Origin of the sequence: Streptomyces zaehneri (genome assembly GCF_032248645.1) — a bacterium.
GTDB classification, from domain to species: Bacteria; Actinomycetota; Actinomycetes; order Streptomycetales; family Streptomycetaceae; genus Streptomyces; species Streptomyces coriariae.
Genome location: NZ_JASTTJ010000008.1, coordinates 12,314 through 28,506 on the forward strand (window position 1 = coordinate 12,314; position 16,193 = coordinate 28,506).

12 protein-coding genes and 2 tRNA genes are annotated in these 16,193 nt (G+C 68.9%); 12 read left to right on the forward strand and 2 right to left on the reverse strand.

The genetic code is table 11. The features are described from left to right. Positions 1–74: 74 nt before the first annotated feature. Positions 75–145, reverse strand: a tRNA-Gly gene (locus QQM72_RS15250). A gap of 165 nt (positions 146–310) precedes the next feature. Between QQM72_RS15250 and QQM72_RS15255 the strand changes: the two genes are divergently transcribed. The 5 genes from QQM72_RS15255 to clpX all read left to right on the forward strand — a co-directional run bounded on the left by QQM72_RS15255 (position 311) and on the right by clpX (position 5,980). Further along, a tRNA-Pro gene (locus QQM72_RS15255) sits at positions 311–387 on the forward strand. Positions 388–664: 277 nt separating this feature from the next. Next, the gene (gene tig / locus QQM72_RS15260) at positions 665–2,050 is read left to right on the forward strand and encodes a trigger factor (protein WP_314221420.1); all 1,386 of its coding nucleotides are present in this window, start codon (positions 665–667) and stop codon (positions 2,048–2,050) included. Positions 2,051–2,841: 791 nt separating this feature from the next. Beyond that, positions 2,842–3,447 (forward strand): ATP-dependent Clp protease proteolytic subunit, encoded by a 606-nt coding sequence (locus tag QQM72_RS15265; protein WP_028806515.1) that lies wholly within the window; start codon positions 2,842–2,844, stop codon positions 3,445–3,447. Between the two features lie 380 nt (positions 3,448–3,827). After that, on the forward strand, positions 3,828–4,508 hold the full coding sequence (locus tag QQM72_RS15270; RefSeq protein ID WP_020127827.1) for an ATP-dependent Clp protease proteolytic subunit: 681 nt from the start codon (positions 3,828–3,830) through the stop codon (positions 4,506–4,508). 182 nt (positions 4,509–4,690) lie between these two features. Beyond that, positions 4,691–5,980: an ATP-dependent Clp protease ATP-binding subunit ClpX gene (gene clpX, locus QQM72_RS15275; protein WP_020127826.1), complete on the forward strand. Its 1,290-nt coding sequence runs from the start codon at positions 4,691–4,693 to the stop codon at positions 5,978–5,980. Positions 5,981–6,772: 792 nt separating this feature from the next. Here the strand turns inward: clpX and QQM72_RS15280 are convergent. Then, entirely contained in the window at positions 6,773–7,750 is a 978-nt protein-coding gene (locus tag QQM72_RS15280; RefSeq protein WP_314221421.1) for a hypothetical protein, read from the reverse strand. 136 nt (positions 7,751–7,886) lie between these two features. Here QQM72_RS15280 and QQM72_RS15285 point away from each other — a divergent pair, with 136 nt between their 5' ends. The 7 genes from QQM72_RS15285 (at position 7,887) to mreD (ending at position 16,081) form a co-directional block, all read left to right on the forward strand. Then, entirely contained in the window at positions 7,887–10,511 is a 2,625-nt protein-coding gene (locus QQM72_RS15285) for a valine--tRNA ligase (protein ID WP_314221422.1), read from the forward strand. 116 nt (positions 10,512–10,627) lie between these two features. Next, positions 10,628–12,151, forward strand: a complete 1,524-nt coding sequence (folC, locus tag QQM72_RS15290) for a bifunctional tetrahydrofolate synthase/dihydrofolate synthase (protein WP_314221423.1) — start codon at positions 10,628–10,630, stop codon at positions 12,149–12,151. A gap of 9 nt (positions 12,152–12,160) precedes the next feature. Further along, positions 12,161–12,526 carry a DUF4233 domain-containing protein gene (locus tag QQM72_RS15295; protein ID WP_314221424.1) on the forward strand — a complete coding sequence of 122 codons (366 nt, stop codon included), beginning with the start codon at positions 12,161–12,163 and terminating at the stop codon, positions 12,524–12,526. Between the two features lie 83 nt (positions 12,527–12,609). Next, positions 12,610–13,023, forward strand: coding sequence for a nucleoside-diphosphate kinase (gene ndk, locus QQM72_RS15300; protein ID WP_267019923.1), 414 nt, complete (start codon positions 12,610–12,612; stop codon positions 13,021–13,023). 231 nt (positions 13,024–13,254) lie between these two features. Next, on the forward strand, positions 13,255–14,274 hold the full coding sequence (locus QQM72_RS15305) for a rod shape-determining protein (RefSeq protein WP_054244925.1): 1,020 nt from the start codon (positions 13,255–13,257) through the stop codon (positions 14,272–14,274). 182 nt (positions 14,275–14,456) lie between these two features. Beyond that, on the forward strand, positions 14,457–15,395 hold the full coding sequence (gene mreC / locus QQM72_RS15310; protein WP_054244924.1) for a rod shape-determining protein MreC: 939 nt from the start codon (positions 14,457–14,459) through the stop codon (positions 15,393–15,395). Positions 15,396–15,409: 14 nt separating this feature from the next. Further along, positions 15,410–16,081 (forward strand): rod shape-determining protein MreD, encoded by a 672-nt coding sequence (gene mreD, locus QQM72_RS15315; protein ID WP_314221425.1) that lies wholly within the window; start codon positions 15,410–15,412, stop codon positions 16,079–16,081. The last annotated feature ends 112 nt before the right edge of the window (positions 16,082–16,193 follow it).

Here is a 16,193-nt window from a genome sequence, read left to right on the forward strand (position 1 = left end):
TGCGGGCGGGTGCACCGGAACACGACGAGGGCCGGGTCGGAGAAGTGATCTCCGACCCGGCCCGGGCCGTACAGAGCGGGCGACGGGAATCGAACCCGCGTAGCTAGTTTGGAAGACTAGTGCTCTACCATTGAGCTACGCCCGCACATGACGCGCCGCAGGTCAGCGACCGCGGCACTGCAGGCATCGTAGCGGGTCGGCGCCCCGCCGCGCACACCCCGTTCCCCGGGCCCGCCGCGGCGCGCCCCGAGGCTGGGTAAAAGCGGCGGTCAGGCGGCCTGCGGGCATGTACCCTACGTGTCGCACCAGACGGGGTGTGGCGCAGCTTGGTAGCGCGTCCGCTTTGGGAGCGGAAGGCCGTGGGTTCAAATCCCGCCACCCCGACCAACGACCGGCCGTGAGCGGCCACCGAAACGCCCGGAACGGCCATCTCCGGCCACCGACCCGGCCATCGGTGACCACCGAACGGCCATCACCGGCCGTCAGCGGCCATCTGCGCGGTCACCTCGCTTGATCGCCTTTGGGGCGTGTCGCCGCTGCCGTTACTATGCAAGCTGCACGCCCGTGTGCCTCATCCTCTGGTAGGTCCTCCGGGCGGCGAATCCGCGGGAGCCGGTCTGGCTCCTGCAGAAACCAAGAAGTCAGCCCCCAAGGAGACCGAACCGTGAAGAGCGCCGTGGAGACCCTGAACCCGACTCGGGTTCGGCTCAGCATCGAGGTGCCCTTCGAGGAGCTCAAGGACAGCCTCGACGCGGCGTACAAGAAGATCAACCAGCAGGTCACGGTGAAGGGCTTCCGCAAGGGCAAGATCCCCGCCCGGGTGATCGACCAGCGCTTCGGCCGTGGCGCCGTGCTGGAGGAGGCCGTCAACGACGCGCTGCCGAAGTTCTACACGGAGGCGGTCAACGAGGCCGAGATCGACGTCCTCGGCCAGCCCGAGGTCGACATCACGGAGCTGAAGGACGGCGAGACGCTGAACTTCACCGCCGAGGTCGACATCCGTCCCTCCCTCGAGCTCCCCGAGGACTTCTCCTCCATCGAGGTCGAGGTCGACGCCGTCGAGGTGTCCGAGGAGGACATCGACAAGGCGGTCGAGCAGCTCCGTGAGCGCTTCGCCTCGACCTCCCCGGTCGAGCGTGCCGCCGAGGACGGCGACGTCGTGACCGTCGACCTGGAGGCCAAGGTCGACGGCGAGATCCTCGAGGACGGCGTCGCCAGCGGCGTCTCCTACACCATCGGCTCGGGCGAGCTGCTGGAAGGCATCGACGAGGCCGTGAAGGGCCTGGAGGCCGGTGGCGAGGCCACCTTCACCTCCGAGCTCAAGGGCGGCTCGGCGGCCGGCAAGGAGGCCGAGGTCACCGTCAAGGTCACCCAGGTCGCCGCCCGTGAGCTTCCCGAGCTGGACGACGAGTTCGCGCAGCTCGCCTCCGAGTTCGACACCCTCGAGGAGCTCAAGGCCGACAGCCGCAAGCGCCTCGAGAACACGAAGCAGTACGACCAGGCCACGCAGGCCCAGGAGCGCGTCCTGGAGAAGCTGCTGGAGCTCGTCGAGGTGCCCGTCCCCGAGAAGCTGCTCGAGGACGAGGTCAACACCCGCAAGCACAACCTGGAGCACCACCAGCTTGGCCAGATGGGCCTCGACCTCGACAAGTACCTGGAGATCCAGGGCAAGACCGCCGAGGAGTTCGAGACCGAGACCCGTGAGGCCGCGGTCAAGGGCATCAAGACCCAGTTCGTGCTCGACGAGCTCGTCAAGCGCGAGAAGCTGAACGTCAACCAGGAGGAGCTCACCGAGCACCTCATGCGCCGTGCCGCCTCCTCCGGCATGTCCCCCGACCAGTTCGCCCAGGCGGTCGTCGAGGGCGGCCAGGTTCCGCTCCTGGTCGGCGAGGTCGCCCGCGGCAAGGCTCTGGCCACGGTCGTCGAGTCCGCCACGGTGAAGGACACCAACGGCGAGGTCATCGACCTGGACGACGAGGAAGAGGCCGAGGAGGACGCCGCCGAGGCGACGACCTCCGAGGAGAACACCGAGGAGAACACCGAGGCCTGATCGGCCTCGCGTCACCTCTGACGCGGATACGGGGGGCCCCGGAGCGGTATGCGCTCCGGGGCCCCTCTGTCATGTGACGGCAGGGCCGGCCGTCGGCGGCGGTCGCGCAGGCATGGGCGGCACGGGCTGTCAACGAGCTGCCGCATGGGCTGCCACAGCGCACCGGCCGGCCGCAGGGCGGCCCACCCGAGGCGGCAGACCGCCCAGCGGCTCGGGCCGGTGGACAACCGGGCGTCAGGGTCCGGCTCCGTGCTGTGGCCTGGTCAGCGCCGGTACGGGCCTCGCGGTGCCGGCGGTGGTGGCGGTGGCGGTGGCGGCCGCAAGGTGGTCCGCCGAGGGGTGCGGGCCGGTGTGCGTGCGGGCCGGGGTCGGGGTGGCTCCGTGCTGCGGCCCGGGCAGCGCCGGTGCGGGCTCGCGGCGGCGGTGGCAGCGGCGGCGGCCGCAGGGCGGCCCGTCCAGGGGTGCGGGGCCGGTGTGCGGGCCGGGGTCGGGGTGCGCTCCGTGCTGCGCGGCCCGGGCAGCGCCGGTGCGGGCCGCGCGGCCCGAAGGCGCGGTCCCGTTGCGGGGCGCGACCGTCCGCGGACGGCCCGTGGCCGCCCACGGACGAGACGCCGACGAGAGCCCCACGTCTACGCCCCCGGCGAACACTCTCCTCTCCGGGATTCCCCGAAGGGACCCGCGCGTTAGGGTCCATGAGTACGAGGGCAGGGGACTCTCCGTTGCCCCCGGCAGTACACGTGAGACGGCCCGGCGCCGTCGTAAGACGAGCAGGTGGATACGTGACGAATCTGATGCCCACAGCCGCCGGCGACCCCATCGGTGGTGGCCTCGGCGACCAGGTCTACAACCGGCTGCTCGGCGAGCGGATCATCTTCCTCGGCCAGGCGGTCGACGACGACATCGCCAACAAGATCACCGCACAGCTGCTGCTCCTTGCCGCCGATCCGGACAAGGACATCTACCTTTACATCAACAGCCCCGGCGGTTCGATCACGGCCGGCATGGCGATCTACGACACGATGCAGTTCATCAAGAACGACGTGGTGACCATCGCCATGGGTCTCGCGGCCTCCATGGGCCAGTTCCTGCTCAGCGCGGGCACCCCCGGCAAGCGCTTCGCGCTGCCGAACGCCGAGATCCTGATCCACCAGCCCTCCGCGGGCCTGGCGGGCTCGGCCTCGGACATCAAGATCCACGCCGAGCGGCTGCTGCACACCAAGAAGCGCATGGCCGAGCTGACCTCCCAGCACACCGGTCAGACGGTCGAGCAGGTCACCCGCGACTCGGACCGCGACCGCTGGTTCGACGCGTTCGAGGCCAAGGAGTACGGCCTCATCGACGACGTCATCCCGACGGCCGCCGGCATGCCGGGCGGCGGCGGTACCGGGGCGGCCTGAGACCACTGACGGCAGCAGGGCCACGCAGGGCGCTCCGCGGAGCCCCCTGAATCCCTGAGCCACTTCCGGGGTTCCCGGGAGCCCCCGGACCCCTGCGGAGATCCGAAAGCCCTCTAAGGCCCCGGAGTTCCGAAAGCTCGCGGGAGCGCCCAGAGGCCCCCGGAGGTCCGCGGCTCGGAGGTCCTTCGGGAGTCCCGGACTTCCGGGAAGCCGCCTCGGCGGCCCCCGCAGCTCCAGGAGTTCCGAGGAAGCCCCTGAAGGGCCCTCGGAGCCCCTCAGGGTCCCGCGAGGCCTCCCGGGTAGTCGAGGGCCTCGGAAGCCGTCAGTGCCCCATCCAGCCCCTCCAGTCCACCGCCCCAGTCCTCTTTCCAGGAGACACCGTGAACGACTTCCCCGGCAGCGGCATCTACGCCCGCACCGAGGCCGAATACACCGGCCCTCGCGCCGAATCCCGCTACGTCATCCCGCGCTTCGTCGAGCGCACCTCGCAGGGCGTCCGCGAGTACGACCCGTACGCGAAGCTCTTCGAGGAGCGCGTGATCTTCCTCGGCGTCCAGATCGACGACGCCTCCGCCAACGACGTCATGGCGCAGCTGCTGTGCCTGGAGTCGATGGACCCGGACCGGGACATCTCGGTCTACATCAACAGCCCGGGCGGCTCCTTCACGGCGCTGACCGCGATCTACGACACGATGCAGTTCGTGAAGCCCGACATCCAGACGGTCTGCATGGGTCAGGCGGCCTCCGCCGCCGCGATCCTGCTGGCCGCCGGCACGCCGGGCAAGCGCATGGCGCTGCCGAACGCGCGCGTGCTGATCCACCAGCCGTACAGCGAGACGGGCCGCGGTCAGGTCTCCGACCTGGAGATCGCCGCCAACGAGATCCTCCGGATGCGCGCGCAGCTGGAGGACATGCTGGCCAAGCACTCGACCACGCCGATCGAGAAGATCCGCGAGGACATCGAGCGCGACAAGATCCTCACGGCCGAGGACGCGCTGGCGTACGGCCTGATCGACCAGATCATCTCCACCCGCAAGCTGAACAACAACTCGCTCGTTTGACACACGGGGTCGTCCCGTTCGAGCCCCCCTCGGGGCGGTGTGACACGGTCCACGTCACAGTGAACCGTGCCAAGGGGGGCCCGAACGGGGGGCCAGGCAAGGTACCGTCGGAATAAGGCAGCACCAGGAGCCGCTGGACTCGTAAGCGTCCAGTCGTCTCCCAGGCGAAGGGGAAGCACACCGTGGCACGCATCGGTGACGGCGGCGATCTGCTCAAGTGCTCGTTCTGCGGCAAGAGCCAGAAGCAGGTCAAGAAGCTCATCGCAGGGCCCGGTGTGTACATCTGCGACGAGTGCATCGACCTCTGCAACGAGATCATCGAGGAAGAGCTCGCGGAGACGAGCGAGGTCCGCTGGGAGGAACTCCCGAAGCCGCGCGAGATCTACGAGTTCCTCGAGGGCTACGTGGTGGGCCAGGAGCCCGCCAAGAAGGCCCTGTCGGTAGCGGTGTACAACCACTACAAGCGCGTCCAGGCCGGTGAGAACGGCGGCGGCCAAAGCCGCGAGGACGCCATCGAGTTGGCGAAGTCCAACATCCTCCTGCTCGGCCCCACCGGCTCGGGCAAGACGCTCCTGGCACAGACCCTGGCGCGCATGCTGAACGTCCCGTTCGCGATCGCCGACGCCACGGCGCTGACCGAGGCGGGCTATGTCGGCGAGGACGTCGAGAACATCCTGCTGAAGCTGATCCAGGCCGCGGACTACGACGTCAAGAAGGCCGAGACCGGGATCATCTACATCGATGAGATCGACAAGGTCGCGCGCAAGAGCGAGAACCCCTCCATCACCCGTGACGTGTCGGGCGAGGGCGTGCAGCAGGCCCTGCTGAAGATCCTGGAGGGCACCACCGCCTCGGTCCCGCCGCAGGGCGGCCGCAAGCACCCGCACCAGGAGTTCATCCAGATCGACACGACGAACGTGCTGTTCATCGTGGGCGGTGCCTTCTCGGGCCTGGAGAAGATCATCGAGACCCGGGCCGGCGCCAAGGGCATCGGGTTCGGCGCGACGATCCGCTCCAAGCGCGAGCTGGAGTCCAAGGACCAGTTCGAGGCCGTCATGCCGGAGGACCTGGTCAAGTTCGGCATGATCCCGGAGTTCATCGGCCGCCTCCCGGTCATCACCTCGGTCCACAACCTGGACCGCGAGGCGCTCCTCCAGATCCTGATCGAGCCGCGCAACGCGCTGGTGAAGCAGTACCAGCGGCTCTTCGAACTCGACGGTGTGGAGCTGGACTTCGAGCGGGAGGCCCTGGAGGCCATCGCCGACCAGGCCATCCTCCGCCAGACCGGCGCCCGCGGCCTGCGCGCGATCATGGAGGAAGTCCTCCAGGCGGTCATGTACGAGGTCCCCTCCCGCAAGGACGTGGCCCGCGTGGTCATCACGGCGGACGTGGTCCTCTCCAACGTCAACCCGACCCTGATCCCGCGCGACGCCCGCGGCGGCCGCGGCCCGGGCGAGCAGAAGACGGCGTAGGCAGCCAGACAATCGCAGAGGGCGCCCGGTGATTCTCGACCGGGCGCCCTCTGCTTGTTTGCTTTGTAGCGACGCCTGTTGCCCCAAGACCAGCACATCACGGGAGGCTGTAGAACGCCGGTGGAGCTTGATGCCACACGCCACGATGTTGTGCGGTTTGCCCTCGCTCAGCGGCTCTGTGAGCTACCAGTGCAGGTTGGTCCCCGTGGGCGTCACGCAAAGTTGGAGGATGGCGTCACCCTCGAACACAGCCACCTGTGTCCAGGCTTGCCGGACACCTGCCGAGTCCGTGAGGTTGGTCCCCCAGCTCTGAGTGTTTCCGGCGCCGGCGTAGAGACGGTGCCACGCCCAATAGGCGTTTGTGCCGTTGCTCCTTCGGGTGACGAGCCTTACCCCCACGCTGTGTCCGTCCGCCTTCTTGTCTGTGACGAACAGAGTCATCGGGTCCAGCTTGGTCTGGCTGGCGTAATTCCACCTGCCTCCGCCATCTGCCCCAGCTACGACTACGCCGCCGGTGAGACACGAGCTTTCGTAGTTGGCAGCCGCTGCAGGAGTGGCCGCGACGGGTATCGCAAGCGACGCCACGGATGCCGCGATGAGCAAGGAGTAGCGATTGCGCACAGTGTCCCCATTCGCACGTTCGATTGACGTGGCCATGGTAGAAAATCCGTCGCGGGCCTGAGTCGTCCTACATAGACTGTGGTGCGCGTCACCTCATCGTGGCTTGAGTGAAGCCCTCCCCGAATGTCGGGAATCCCGGCTGTGAGATGTCTTGCTGTCGCGCTGGGGTTGTCAGGAACCGACGCGGACTTCCTTGCGAACGTCAGCTGCAATCTGCGCCGACTCGTCTAGTGAATACGTCTTGGAGCCCGCGGTCGGCTCGATCACGCCCATGGTGCTGTAGTCCGCCCAGATGCACATGTAGGTTTTCTGGGTCTTCTTGGTGACCTCGTTCGAGCTCTCGGCCTGTTGGCACTTCATCACGGCTCCGTCGAGGCTGTCGGGAGTCACCGTCTCGGCGTCGCCGATCAACTTCACGTCGTCGTCGGACCCCGACTTCATCTGGGTCAGGGTGATGTCGAGAGCCTGCTCGGGGTCTTTCACCGTGCCGTAGATGCCGAAGAAGGTGACGTTCTCGGCCGTCTCCGTCTTTGCGAGCTCGCTCGGGTCCGTGGTGTCGATGGACGTCAGATCGATGGTGGAGTAGATGGCGCCGATGGAGGTGGCCTTGCTGACCCCGGCCTGGGCGAGGTCCTTCTCGTCGCTCGCGCTCGCCTTTTCCTCCTTGGCATCTCCCATCCGCTTGTACTTGCTCGCCAGCAGGGAGGCTGGAGCCGTCAGCTTGTGCGGCCCGTCGTCCTCAAGGCCGCCTGAGCCGCCGCCTCCGCCGATCACGAAGTACGCGCCCACGCCGATCGCGGCGACGACCGCGATCGCGCCGATGACGATGCCCGCCTTCTTGCCGCCGCCGCTCGGGGCCGGGGGCTGCGGGACGCCGTAAGGGGCCTGGCCGTAGGGCGGCTGCTGGCCGTAGGCGGGCTGCTGGCCGTAGGGAGGCGTCGGCTGCTGGCCGTAGGGCGGGGTCTGCGGGGGGACGCCCTGCGGGGGCTGCTGCGGGTAGCCGTAGCCGGGCTGCGGGGCGGGGGGCTGCTGGGGGTAGCCGTAGCCGGGCTGGGGCGCCTGCGGCGGCTGGCCGTACGGGCCTTGCTGGCCGTACGGTCCGGGCTGCTGGGGCGGCCCGCCGTACGGGCCCGGCTGGTTGTGACTCATTTCTGGGTTCCCCTCCAGATGCTTATGTGATTTTCACATCCTGGCTCAAAGCCAACACCTGCACGGCAGCGGGGCCCCTACCGTTACAGAGCAAACACGTTTCGGGACGGCGCCGTGACACCCCTAAACTGGGCGCGTGACCGAGAACGCTCAGCAGCAGCCATCAGCGCCCCACACCGAACTGCCGACCCAGTACGCGCCGGCCGACGTAGAGGGGCCGCTGTACGAGCGCTGGGTAGAGCGGGGCTACTTCGAGGCCGACGCGAAGAGCGAGAAGCCTCCGTACACGATCGTCATCCCGCCGCCGAACGTCACGGGCAGCCTGCACCTCGGGCACGCCTTCCAGCACACGCTCATGGACGCCCTGACCCGCCGCAAGCGCATGCAGGGCTACGAGGCGTTGTGGCTGCCGGGCATGGACCACGCCGGCATCGCCACCCAGAACAAGGTCGAGCAGCAGCTCGCCGAGGAGGGCAAGTCCCGCCACGACCTGGGCCGCGAGGAGTTCGTCGAGCGGGTCTGGCAGTGGAAGGAAGAGTACGGCGGCAAGATCCTCGGCCAGATGCGCCGGCTCGGCGACGGCGTCGCCTGGGACCGCGAGCGCTTCACCATGGACGAGGGTCTGTCCAAGGCCGTCCAGACCATCTTCAAGAAGCTCTACGACGACGAGCTGATCTATCGCGCCGAGCGCATCATCAACTGGTGTCCGCGCTGTCTGACGGCCATCTCGGACATCGAGGTCGAGTACCAGGAGGACGACGGCGAGCTCGTCTCCATCAAGTACGGCGAGGGCGAGGAGACGCTGGTCGTCGCCACCACCCGCGCCGAGACGATGCTCGGTGACACCGCCGTCGCCGTCCACCCCGACGACGAGCGCTACCGGCACCTCGTCGGCAAGCACATCAAGCTGCCGCTGACCGACCGCGCCATCCCCGTCGTCGCCGACACCCACGTCGACCCCGAGTTCGGCACGGGTGCCGTCAAGGTCACCCCGGCGCACGACCCCAACGACTTCGCGATCGGCCGGCGCCACGGCCTGGAGTCGATCACGGTCATGGACGAGCGCGCGGTCATCACCGTCCACGGCCCGTTCCAGGGACTCGACCGCTTCGAGGCACGCTCCGCCATCGTCGCGGCCCTGCGCTCCCAGGGCCGGATCGTCGCGGAGAAGCGGCCGTACGCCCACAGCGTCGGCCACTGCTCGCGCTGCAAGACCACAGTCGAGCCGCGCCTGTCCCTGCAGTGGTGGGTCAAGGTCGGCCCGCTGGCCAAGGAGGCCGGCGACGCGGTCCGCGACGGCCGGGTCAAGATCCACCCCGAGGACATGTCGAAGCGGTACTTCGACTGGGTCGACAACATGCACGACTGGTGCATCTCGCGCCAGTTGTGGTGGGGCCACCGCATCCCGGTCTGGTACGGCCCCGAGGGCGAGGTCGTCTGCGTCGGCCCCGACGAGGAGCCGCCGACGGGCGAGGGCTGGCGCCAGGACACCGACGTCCTCGACACCTGGTTCTCCTCCGGCCTGTGGCCGTTCTCCACCCTCGGCTGGCCCGAACAGACCGCGGACCTGCGGAAGTTCTATCCGACGGACGTCCTGCTCACCGGCCACGACATCATCTTCTTCTGGGTCGCCCGGATGATGATGTTCGGCCTGTACGCCATGGACGGCGAGGTCCCCTTCAAGACCATCGCCCTCACCGGCCTGGTCCGCGACGAGCGTGGCAAGAAGATGTCGAAGTCCTTCGGCAACGTCGTCGACCCGCTCGACTGGATGGACAAGTACGGCTCCGACGCCGTCCGCTTCACCCTGGCCCGCGGCGCCAACCCCGGTACGGACGTCCCCATCGGCGAGGACTGGGTCCAGGCGTCCCGGAACTTCGCCAACAAGATCTGGAACGCCACGCGCTTCGCGCTGATGAACGGCGCGACGGTCGAGGGTCCCCTCCCGAGCCCGTCCGAGATGGGGGCGACGGACCGCTGGATCCTCTCCCGCCTGAACCAGACGGTCGCCGAAGTGGACGCGCTCTACGAGGACTTCCAGTTCGCGAAGCTCTCCGACGCGCTGTTCCACTTCGCGTGGGACGAGGTCTTCGACTGGTACGTCGAGCTGTCCAAGACGACGTTCATGGCCGGCGGTGAGCCCGCGAAGGTCTCCGGCCGTGTCCTCGGCGAGGTCCTCGACGTCACCCTCAGGCTGCTGCACCCGGTGGTCCCGTTCGTCACCGAGACGCTGTGGACCACGCTCACCGGTGGCGAGTCCGTCGTCATCGCCGAGTGGCCCGAGGACAGCGGCTTCCGGGACACGGCCGCCGAGCAGGAGATCCGGAGCCTGCAGTCCGTGATCACCGAGGTCCGCCGCTTCCGCGCCGACCAGGGCCTCCAGCCCGGCCAGCGGGTCCCGGCCCGGCTGACGCTCGACGGCACGGCGCTGGCGTCCCACGAGACCGCCATCCGTCAGCTCCTCCGCCTCCAGCCGGAGGGCGACGCCTTCTCGGCGACGGCGACTCTGCCGGTCGCGGGCGCCACGGTCGCGCTGGACCTGTCCGGCACGATCGACGTGGTCGCCGAGCGCAAGCGCCTCGCCAAGGACCTGGCGGCCGCCGAGAAGGAGAAGGCCCAGGCCAACGCCAAGCTCGGCAACGAGGCGTTCCTGGCGAAGGCCCCGGACAACGTGGTCGAGAAGATCCGCGCCCGCCTCGCCAAGGCGGACGAGGACATCGCCCGCATCGAGACGCAGCTGGAGCGCCTGCCGCAGGCGTAGGCGGCGTGGGGCGCCCTGACGACGCCCGGCGACGCCCGACGCGAAGGCCTCCGGGACCGTTACGGTTCCGGGGGCCTTCGCCCACCTCTGTCACCGGCCGTCCGTAGACTGGCCCCGTGAGCGAGCTCCCCCCGAACGGCAACCAAGACGACCTGCCCGACCCCCTCGATCCCTTCGACGAGATCATCGCGGAGGAGACCGACCGCGACCCCGATCTCGCGGTCATCGAAGCCGGCAGCCGCACCCTGCGCACCCTGGGCGGCGCGCCGCAGGCCGATGTGCCCACGCGTCCCGAGGACCCCGAGGTCGACAAGGCCCTGCGCGAGGTCGAGGCGGAGCTGGCCACCCGCTGGGGCGAGACCAAGCTGGAGCCCTCGGTCGACCGCATCGCAGCGCTGATGGACGTGCTGGGGGACCCGCAGCGGTCGTACCCCTCGATCCACATCACCGGGACCAACGGCAAGACCTCCACCGCCCGCATGGTCGAGGCCCTGCTGGGCGCCTTCGACCTGCGCACGGGCCGGTACACCTCCCCGCACGTCCAGTCGATCACCGAGCGGATCAGCCTGGACGGCGCGCCGATCTCCGCCGAGCGGTTCATCGAGACGTACGACGACATCAAGGCGTACGTCGAGATGGTCGACGGCATGCAGGAGTACCGGCTGTCCTTCTTCGAGGTGCTCACCGGCATGGCGTACGCCGCCTTCTCGGACGCGCCGGTCGACGTCGCCGTCGTGGAGGTGGGGATGGGCGGCTCGTGGGACGCGACCAACGTGATCGACGGTGATGTCGCCGTCGTGACGCCCATCGACCTGGACCACACCGACCGGCTCGGGGAGACGACCGCCGAGATCGCCGCCGAGAAGGGCGGGATCATCAAGCAGGGCGCCACCGTCATCCTGGCCCAGCAGCCGGTCGACGCGGCCCAGGTGCTGCTGAAGAGGGCCGTCGAGGTCGACGCGACCGTGGCCCGCGAAGGGCTGGAGTTCGGGGTCGTCGCCCGCCAGGTCGCCGTCGGCGGACAAATGGTGACGCTGCGTGGTCTGGGCGGCGAGTACCCCGAGGTGTACCTGCCCCTGCACGGCCCCTACCAGGCGCACAACGCGGCCGTCGCGCTCGCCGCCGTCGAGGCGTTCTTCGGCGTCGGCTCCCAGCGGCCCGAACCGCTCGACATCGACACGGTCCGCAAGGCCTTCGCGGCCGTCTCCTCGCCGGGCCGCCTCGAAGTCGTACGGCGTTCCCCGACCGTGGTCCTCGACGCCGCCCACAATCCGGCCGGCGCGCGGGCCACCGCCGAGGCCGTCGGTGAGGCCTTCGACTTCAGCCGGCTGATCGGTGTGGTCGGGGCCAGCGGCGACAAGAACGTGCGGGGGCTCCTGGAGGCCTTCGAGCCGATCTTCGCGGAGGTCGTCGTCACCCAGAACTCCAGCCATCGCGCGATGGACGCCGACGAACTGGCCGCGATCGCCGTCGAGGTGTTCGGCGACGACCGCGTCCAGGTCGAGCCGAGGCTGCCCGACGCTCTGGAGGCGGCGGTCACGCTCGCCGAGGAGGAGGGCGAGTTCGCGGGCGGCGCGGTGCTGGTCACCGGTTCCGTCATCACGGTCGGCGAGGCCCGGCTGCTTCTAGGAAAGGGCTGAGGTCCCACCATGCGTACGCTCTGCTCCTCGACTCTGATCGGCGAGTTCTTCGTCATCGGCTTCGCCGGTCTGGTCGCCATGAAGGACGCCGACCTGTCCACCGCCACGGTGTGGACGGTGTGCGGCATCGCCATGTTCTTCAGCGTGCTGCTGTGCGGCATGGTCACCCGGCCCGGAGGCGTCGCCCTCGGCTGGGCGCTCCAGATCGCCCTCGTCGCGTCCGGCTTCTTCGTCCCGATCATGTTCTTCCTGGGGGTGCTCTTCGGGGCCCTGTGGTGGGCGTCCGTGCACTTCGGGCGCAAGGTCGACGAGGCGAAGGCCCGCTTCGCCGCACAGGCCGCCGCAGCCTCTCCGGGTACCGCTGACGCTGCGTAACAGGTGCCGGGACACGCCCTGTAACCTCATCCCACCGCACACACCGGCATGAGAAACACACCGGCAGTAGAAGGAGTCACCTCGTGAGCCAGCGCACCCTCGTCCTGCTCAAGCCCGACGCCGTCCGTCGTGGCCTGACCGGCGAGATCATCAGCCGTATCGAGCGCAAGGCCGGCTGGCAGATCACCGCGCTGGAGCTGCGGACCCTGGACCAGGAGACGCTGGAGCAGCACTACGGCGAGCACAAGGGCAAGCCCTTCTACGAGCCGCTGGTGGAGTTCATGGCATCCGGTCCGGTCGTCGCGCTGATCGTCGAGGGGGACCGGGTCATCGAGGGCGTGCGCGCGCTCGCGGGTCCGACCGACCCGATCGCCGCGGCCCCCGGCTCCATCCGCGGCGACTACGGTGTGATCGTCCGCGAGAACCTGATCCACGCGTCCGACTCCGAGGAGTCCGCCGAGCGCGAGGTGAAGATCTTCTTCCCCGGCCGCGCCTGATCCGACGGAGTCCGCAGCGCCTGAGGCGGGCGATCGAGGGAACGTGAGTCCCCGAACGCCCGTCTCCAGAAGCGAACCCTCACAGCATCTGCAAACAATGGCGGAGACCGCTCCGCAGTGTTCGTGCAGGCGCGTTTACGATGGAAGCCTTCACGTCACAGCACCCACCTCGCCGACCTGATAAGCCCTCAAAGCTCATGGAAGGCCAGTCGAATCCTGATGGGGAACTCAATGTCGTTCATCGGCCGTGACATGGCTGTCGACCTCGGGACCGCCAACACGCTGGTGTACGTCAGGGGTCGCGGGATCGTACTCAACGAGCCGTCCGTCGTCGCGATCAACACCAACACCGGTGGCATCCTCGCGGTCGGCGCCGAAGCGAAGAAGATGATCGGGCGCACGCCCGGCAACATCGTTGCCGTGCGTCCGCTGAAGGACGGCGTGATCGCCGACTTCGAGATCACCGAGCGGATGCTCCGCTACTTCATCCTGAAGATCCACAAGCGGCGGTATCTGGCTCGCCCGCGGGTCGTCGTCTGTGTGCCCTCCGGCATCACGGGCGTCGAGCGCCGCGCCGTCATCGAGGCGTCGACCCAGGCCGGCGCCCGTCAGGTGCACATCATCGAGGAGCCCATGGCCGCGGCCATCGGCTCCGGCCTGCCGGTCCACGAGGCCACGGGCAACATGGTGGTGGACATCGGCGGCGGTACCACGGAGGTCGCGGTCATCTCGCTCGGCGGCATCGTCACCGCCCAGTCGATCCGTGTCGCGGGTGACGAGCTGGACAGCTCGATCATCCAGCACATCAAGAAGGAGTACTCGCTCCTCCTCGGTGAGCGGACGGCCGAGCAGATCAAGATCACGATCGGTTCCGCGTACGACCTCGACGACGACCAGCACACCGAGATCCGCGGCCGGGACCTCGTCTCCGGACTGCCCAAGACGGTCGTCATCTCGGCCGCCGAAGTCCGCAAGGCGATCGAGGAACCGGTCAACGCGATCGTCGACGCCGTGAAGACCACCCTCGACAAGTGCCCGCCGGAGCTGTCCGGCGACATCATGGACCGAGGAATCGTGCTGACCGGCGGCGGAGCCCTGCTGCGCGGCCTGGACGAGCGGCTGCGCCGGGAGACCGGCATGCCCATCCACATCGCCGAGGACCCGCTGGACAGCGTGGCGCTCGGCTCCGGGAAGTGCGTCGAGGAGTTCGAGGCGCTCCAGCAGGTCCTGGACGCCGCGCCCCGCAGATGACGTAACGCTTCGATTCCGCCGTACGGGATGATCTCCTCTCGTGCGGCGGATCGTTGATATTGAGGCATAAGCTCCCACAAAGCGCCCTTGGTCATCTTGGCCCGGGGCTACCCCAATTCCAGATCCTGCTTCCTGATTCCTGTTCTTGGTTTTTCTCTCGAGGAAGGGCACGGCCGCCGCACGTGAGGGACACACGAGAGAGCCGGCTGCTCCTGGTGCTGCTGATCGCCGTAGCGTTCGCGCTGATCACGGTGGACATCCGGGGTGGGGAGGATTCCCCGGTCGACGGTGCCCGGCAGGCCGCGGCCGCGGCCTTCGGTCCGATCGAGAACGGCGTGTCGTCGGCGGTGGATCCCGTCGGCAACGCCGTCTCCGCCGTCCGGGACTCCGGTGAACGCCATGACCGGCTCACCGACCTGGAGAAGGAGAACGCGGCTCTCAAGGCGAAGCTCGGCAGCGACGACCGCAACCGCAGCCGGCTGGCGCAGCTCGACAAGATGCTGAAGATCGCCGGCACCGGCCAGTACGGCATCAAGGGCGCCGAGGTCATCGCGATAGGAGCGGCCCAGGGCTTCTCCTGGACGATCACCATCGACGTCGGCGCGAACGACGGCGTCAAGCGCGACATGACGGTCCTCAACGGGGACGGCCTGGTCGGGCGGGTCACCACCGTCGGGCCCGACACCGCGACCGTCCTCCTGGCCAGCGACCCCGACTTCACCGTCGGCACCCGCATGGAGGCGTCCGACGAACTCGGCTTCGCCTCCGGACAGGGCGACCGGCCGCTGCGCGTCGAACTCCTCAACGGCAAGGCCGAGGTGAAGAAGGGCGACCGGCTGGTCACCTTCGGCTCGCAGGCCGACAAGCCCTTCGTGCCCGGCGTCCCCGTCGGCGTCGTCTCCCGTGTCGACCCCTCCGGCGGCGACCTCACCCGCACCCTCTACGTCACGCCGTACGTCAGCTTCACCAAGCTCGACATCGTGGGCGTGGTCGTCGAGGCCCCGAAGAAGGATCCGCGCGACACCGTGCTCCCCTCGAAGCCCAAACCGGTCCCCACGCCGACGGTGACCGTGACGGTCACTCCGAACGCGAACGCACCCGTAGACGGCCAGCAGCAGTAGGAGCTGACAACCCCATGCGCGTCAACCGGATCCTGCTCTCCGTCCCGCTGGTCGTCGTCGCCCTGGTGATCCAGGTGAGCGTCCTCGCCCGCCTCCACCTGCCCGGCGCCGTCCCCGACCTCCTCCTGCTCACCGTGCTGGGCCTCGCCATGGTCTACGGCCATGTCGGCGGCGCCCTCATCGGCTTCGGCGCCGGTCTGCTCGCCGACCTCGCGCCGCCCGCCGACCACGCGGCCGGGCGGTACGCCCTCGTGCTGTGCGTGATCGGCTACCTCGCCGGGCTCGTCAAGCCCGAGAGCGGGCAGATCAAGTCGGCCACCGGCCCGATGATCGTGGTCGTCGGCGCCGCGATCGGCTCCACCCTCCTGTACGCAGGGGTGGGCGCCCTCGTCGGTGACACGGCCGCCCGCCATGTCGGCCTCACGGGGCTGCTGTTCACGGCCGGTCTGTACGACCTGCTGCTGGCCCCGTTCGTCGTCCCCGCGGTCATGTTCCTGGCGCGGCGCGCCGACAACGATCCCCTGGCGGAGACCAACTCCGCCGCCAACAGCCCGGACATCTCGTCCGGCTGGCTCTCCGCCGGGACCGGTCTCAGGATCGGCGGGCAGCGCAACGGACTGAAGCTCAAGGCGGCCCGCTCACGCGGAGCGCGCGCCGGCCGGATCAAGGGGGTCAAGCGGCTGTGAGCGCGGGCGTCGGCGCACGGAGCGCGCCAGGGGACGGATCACCCGAACGGGGAGGTTCTGACGGAACGAGGCCTCACAGGCTGATCGTTCATCATTCGTCCGCGCACACAAG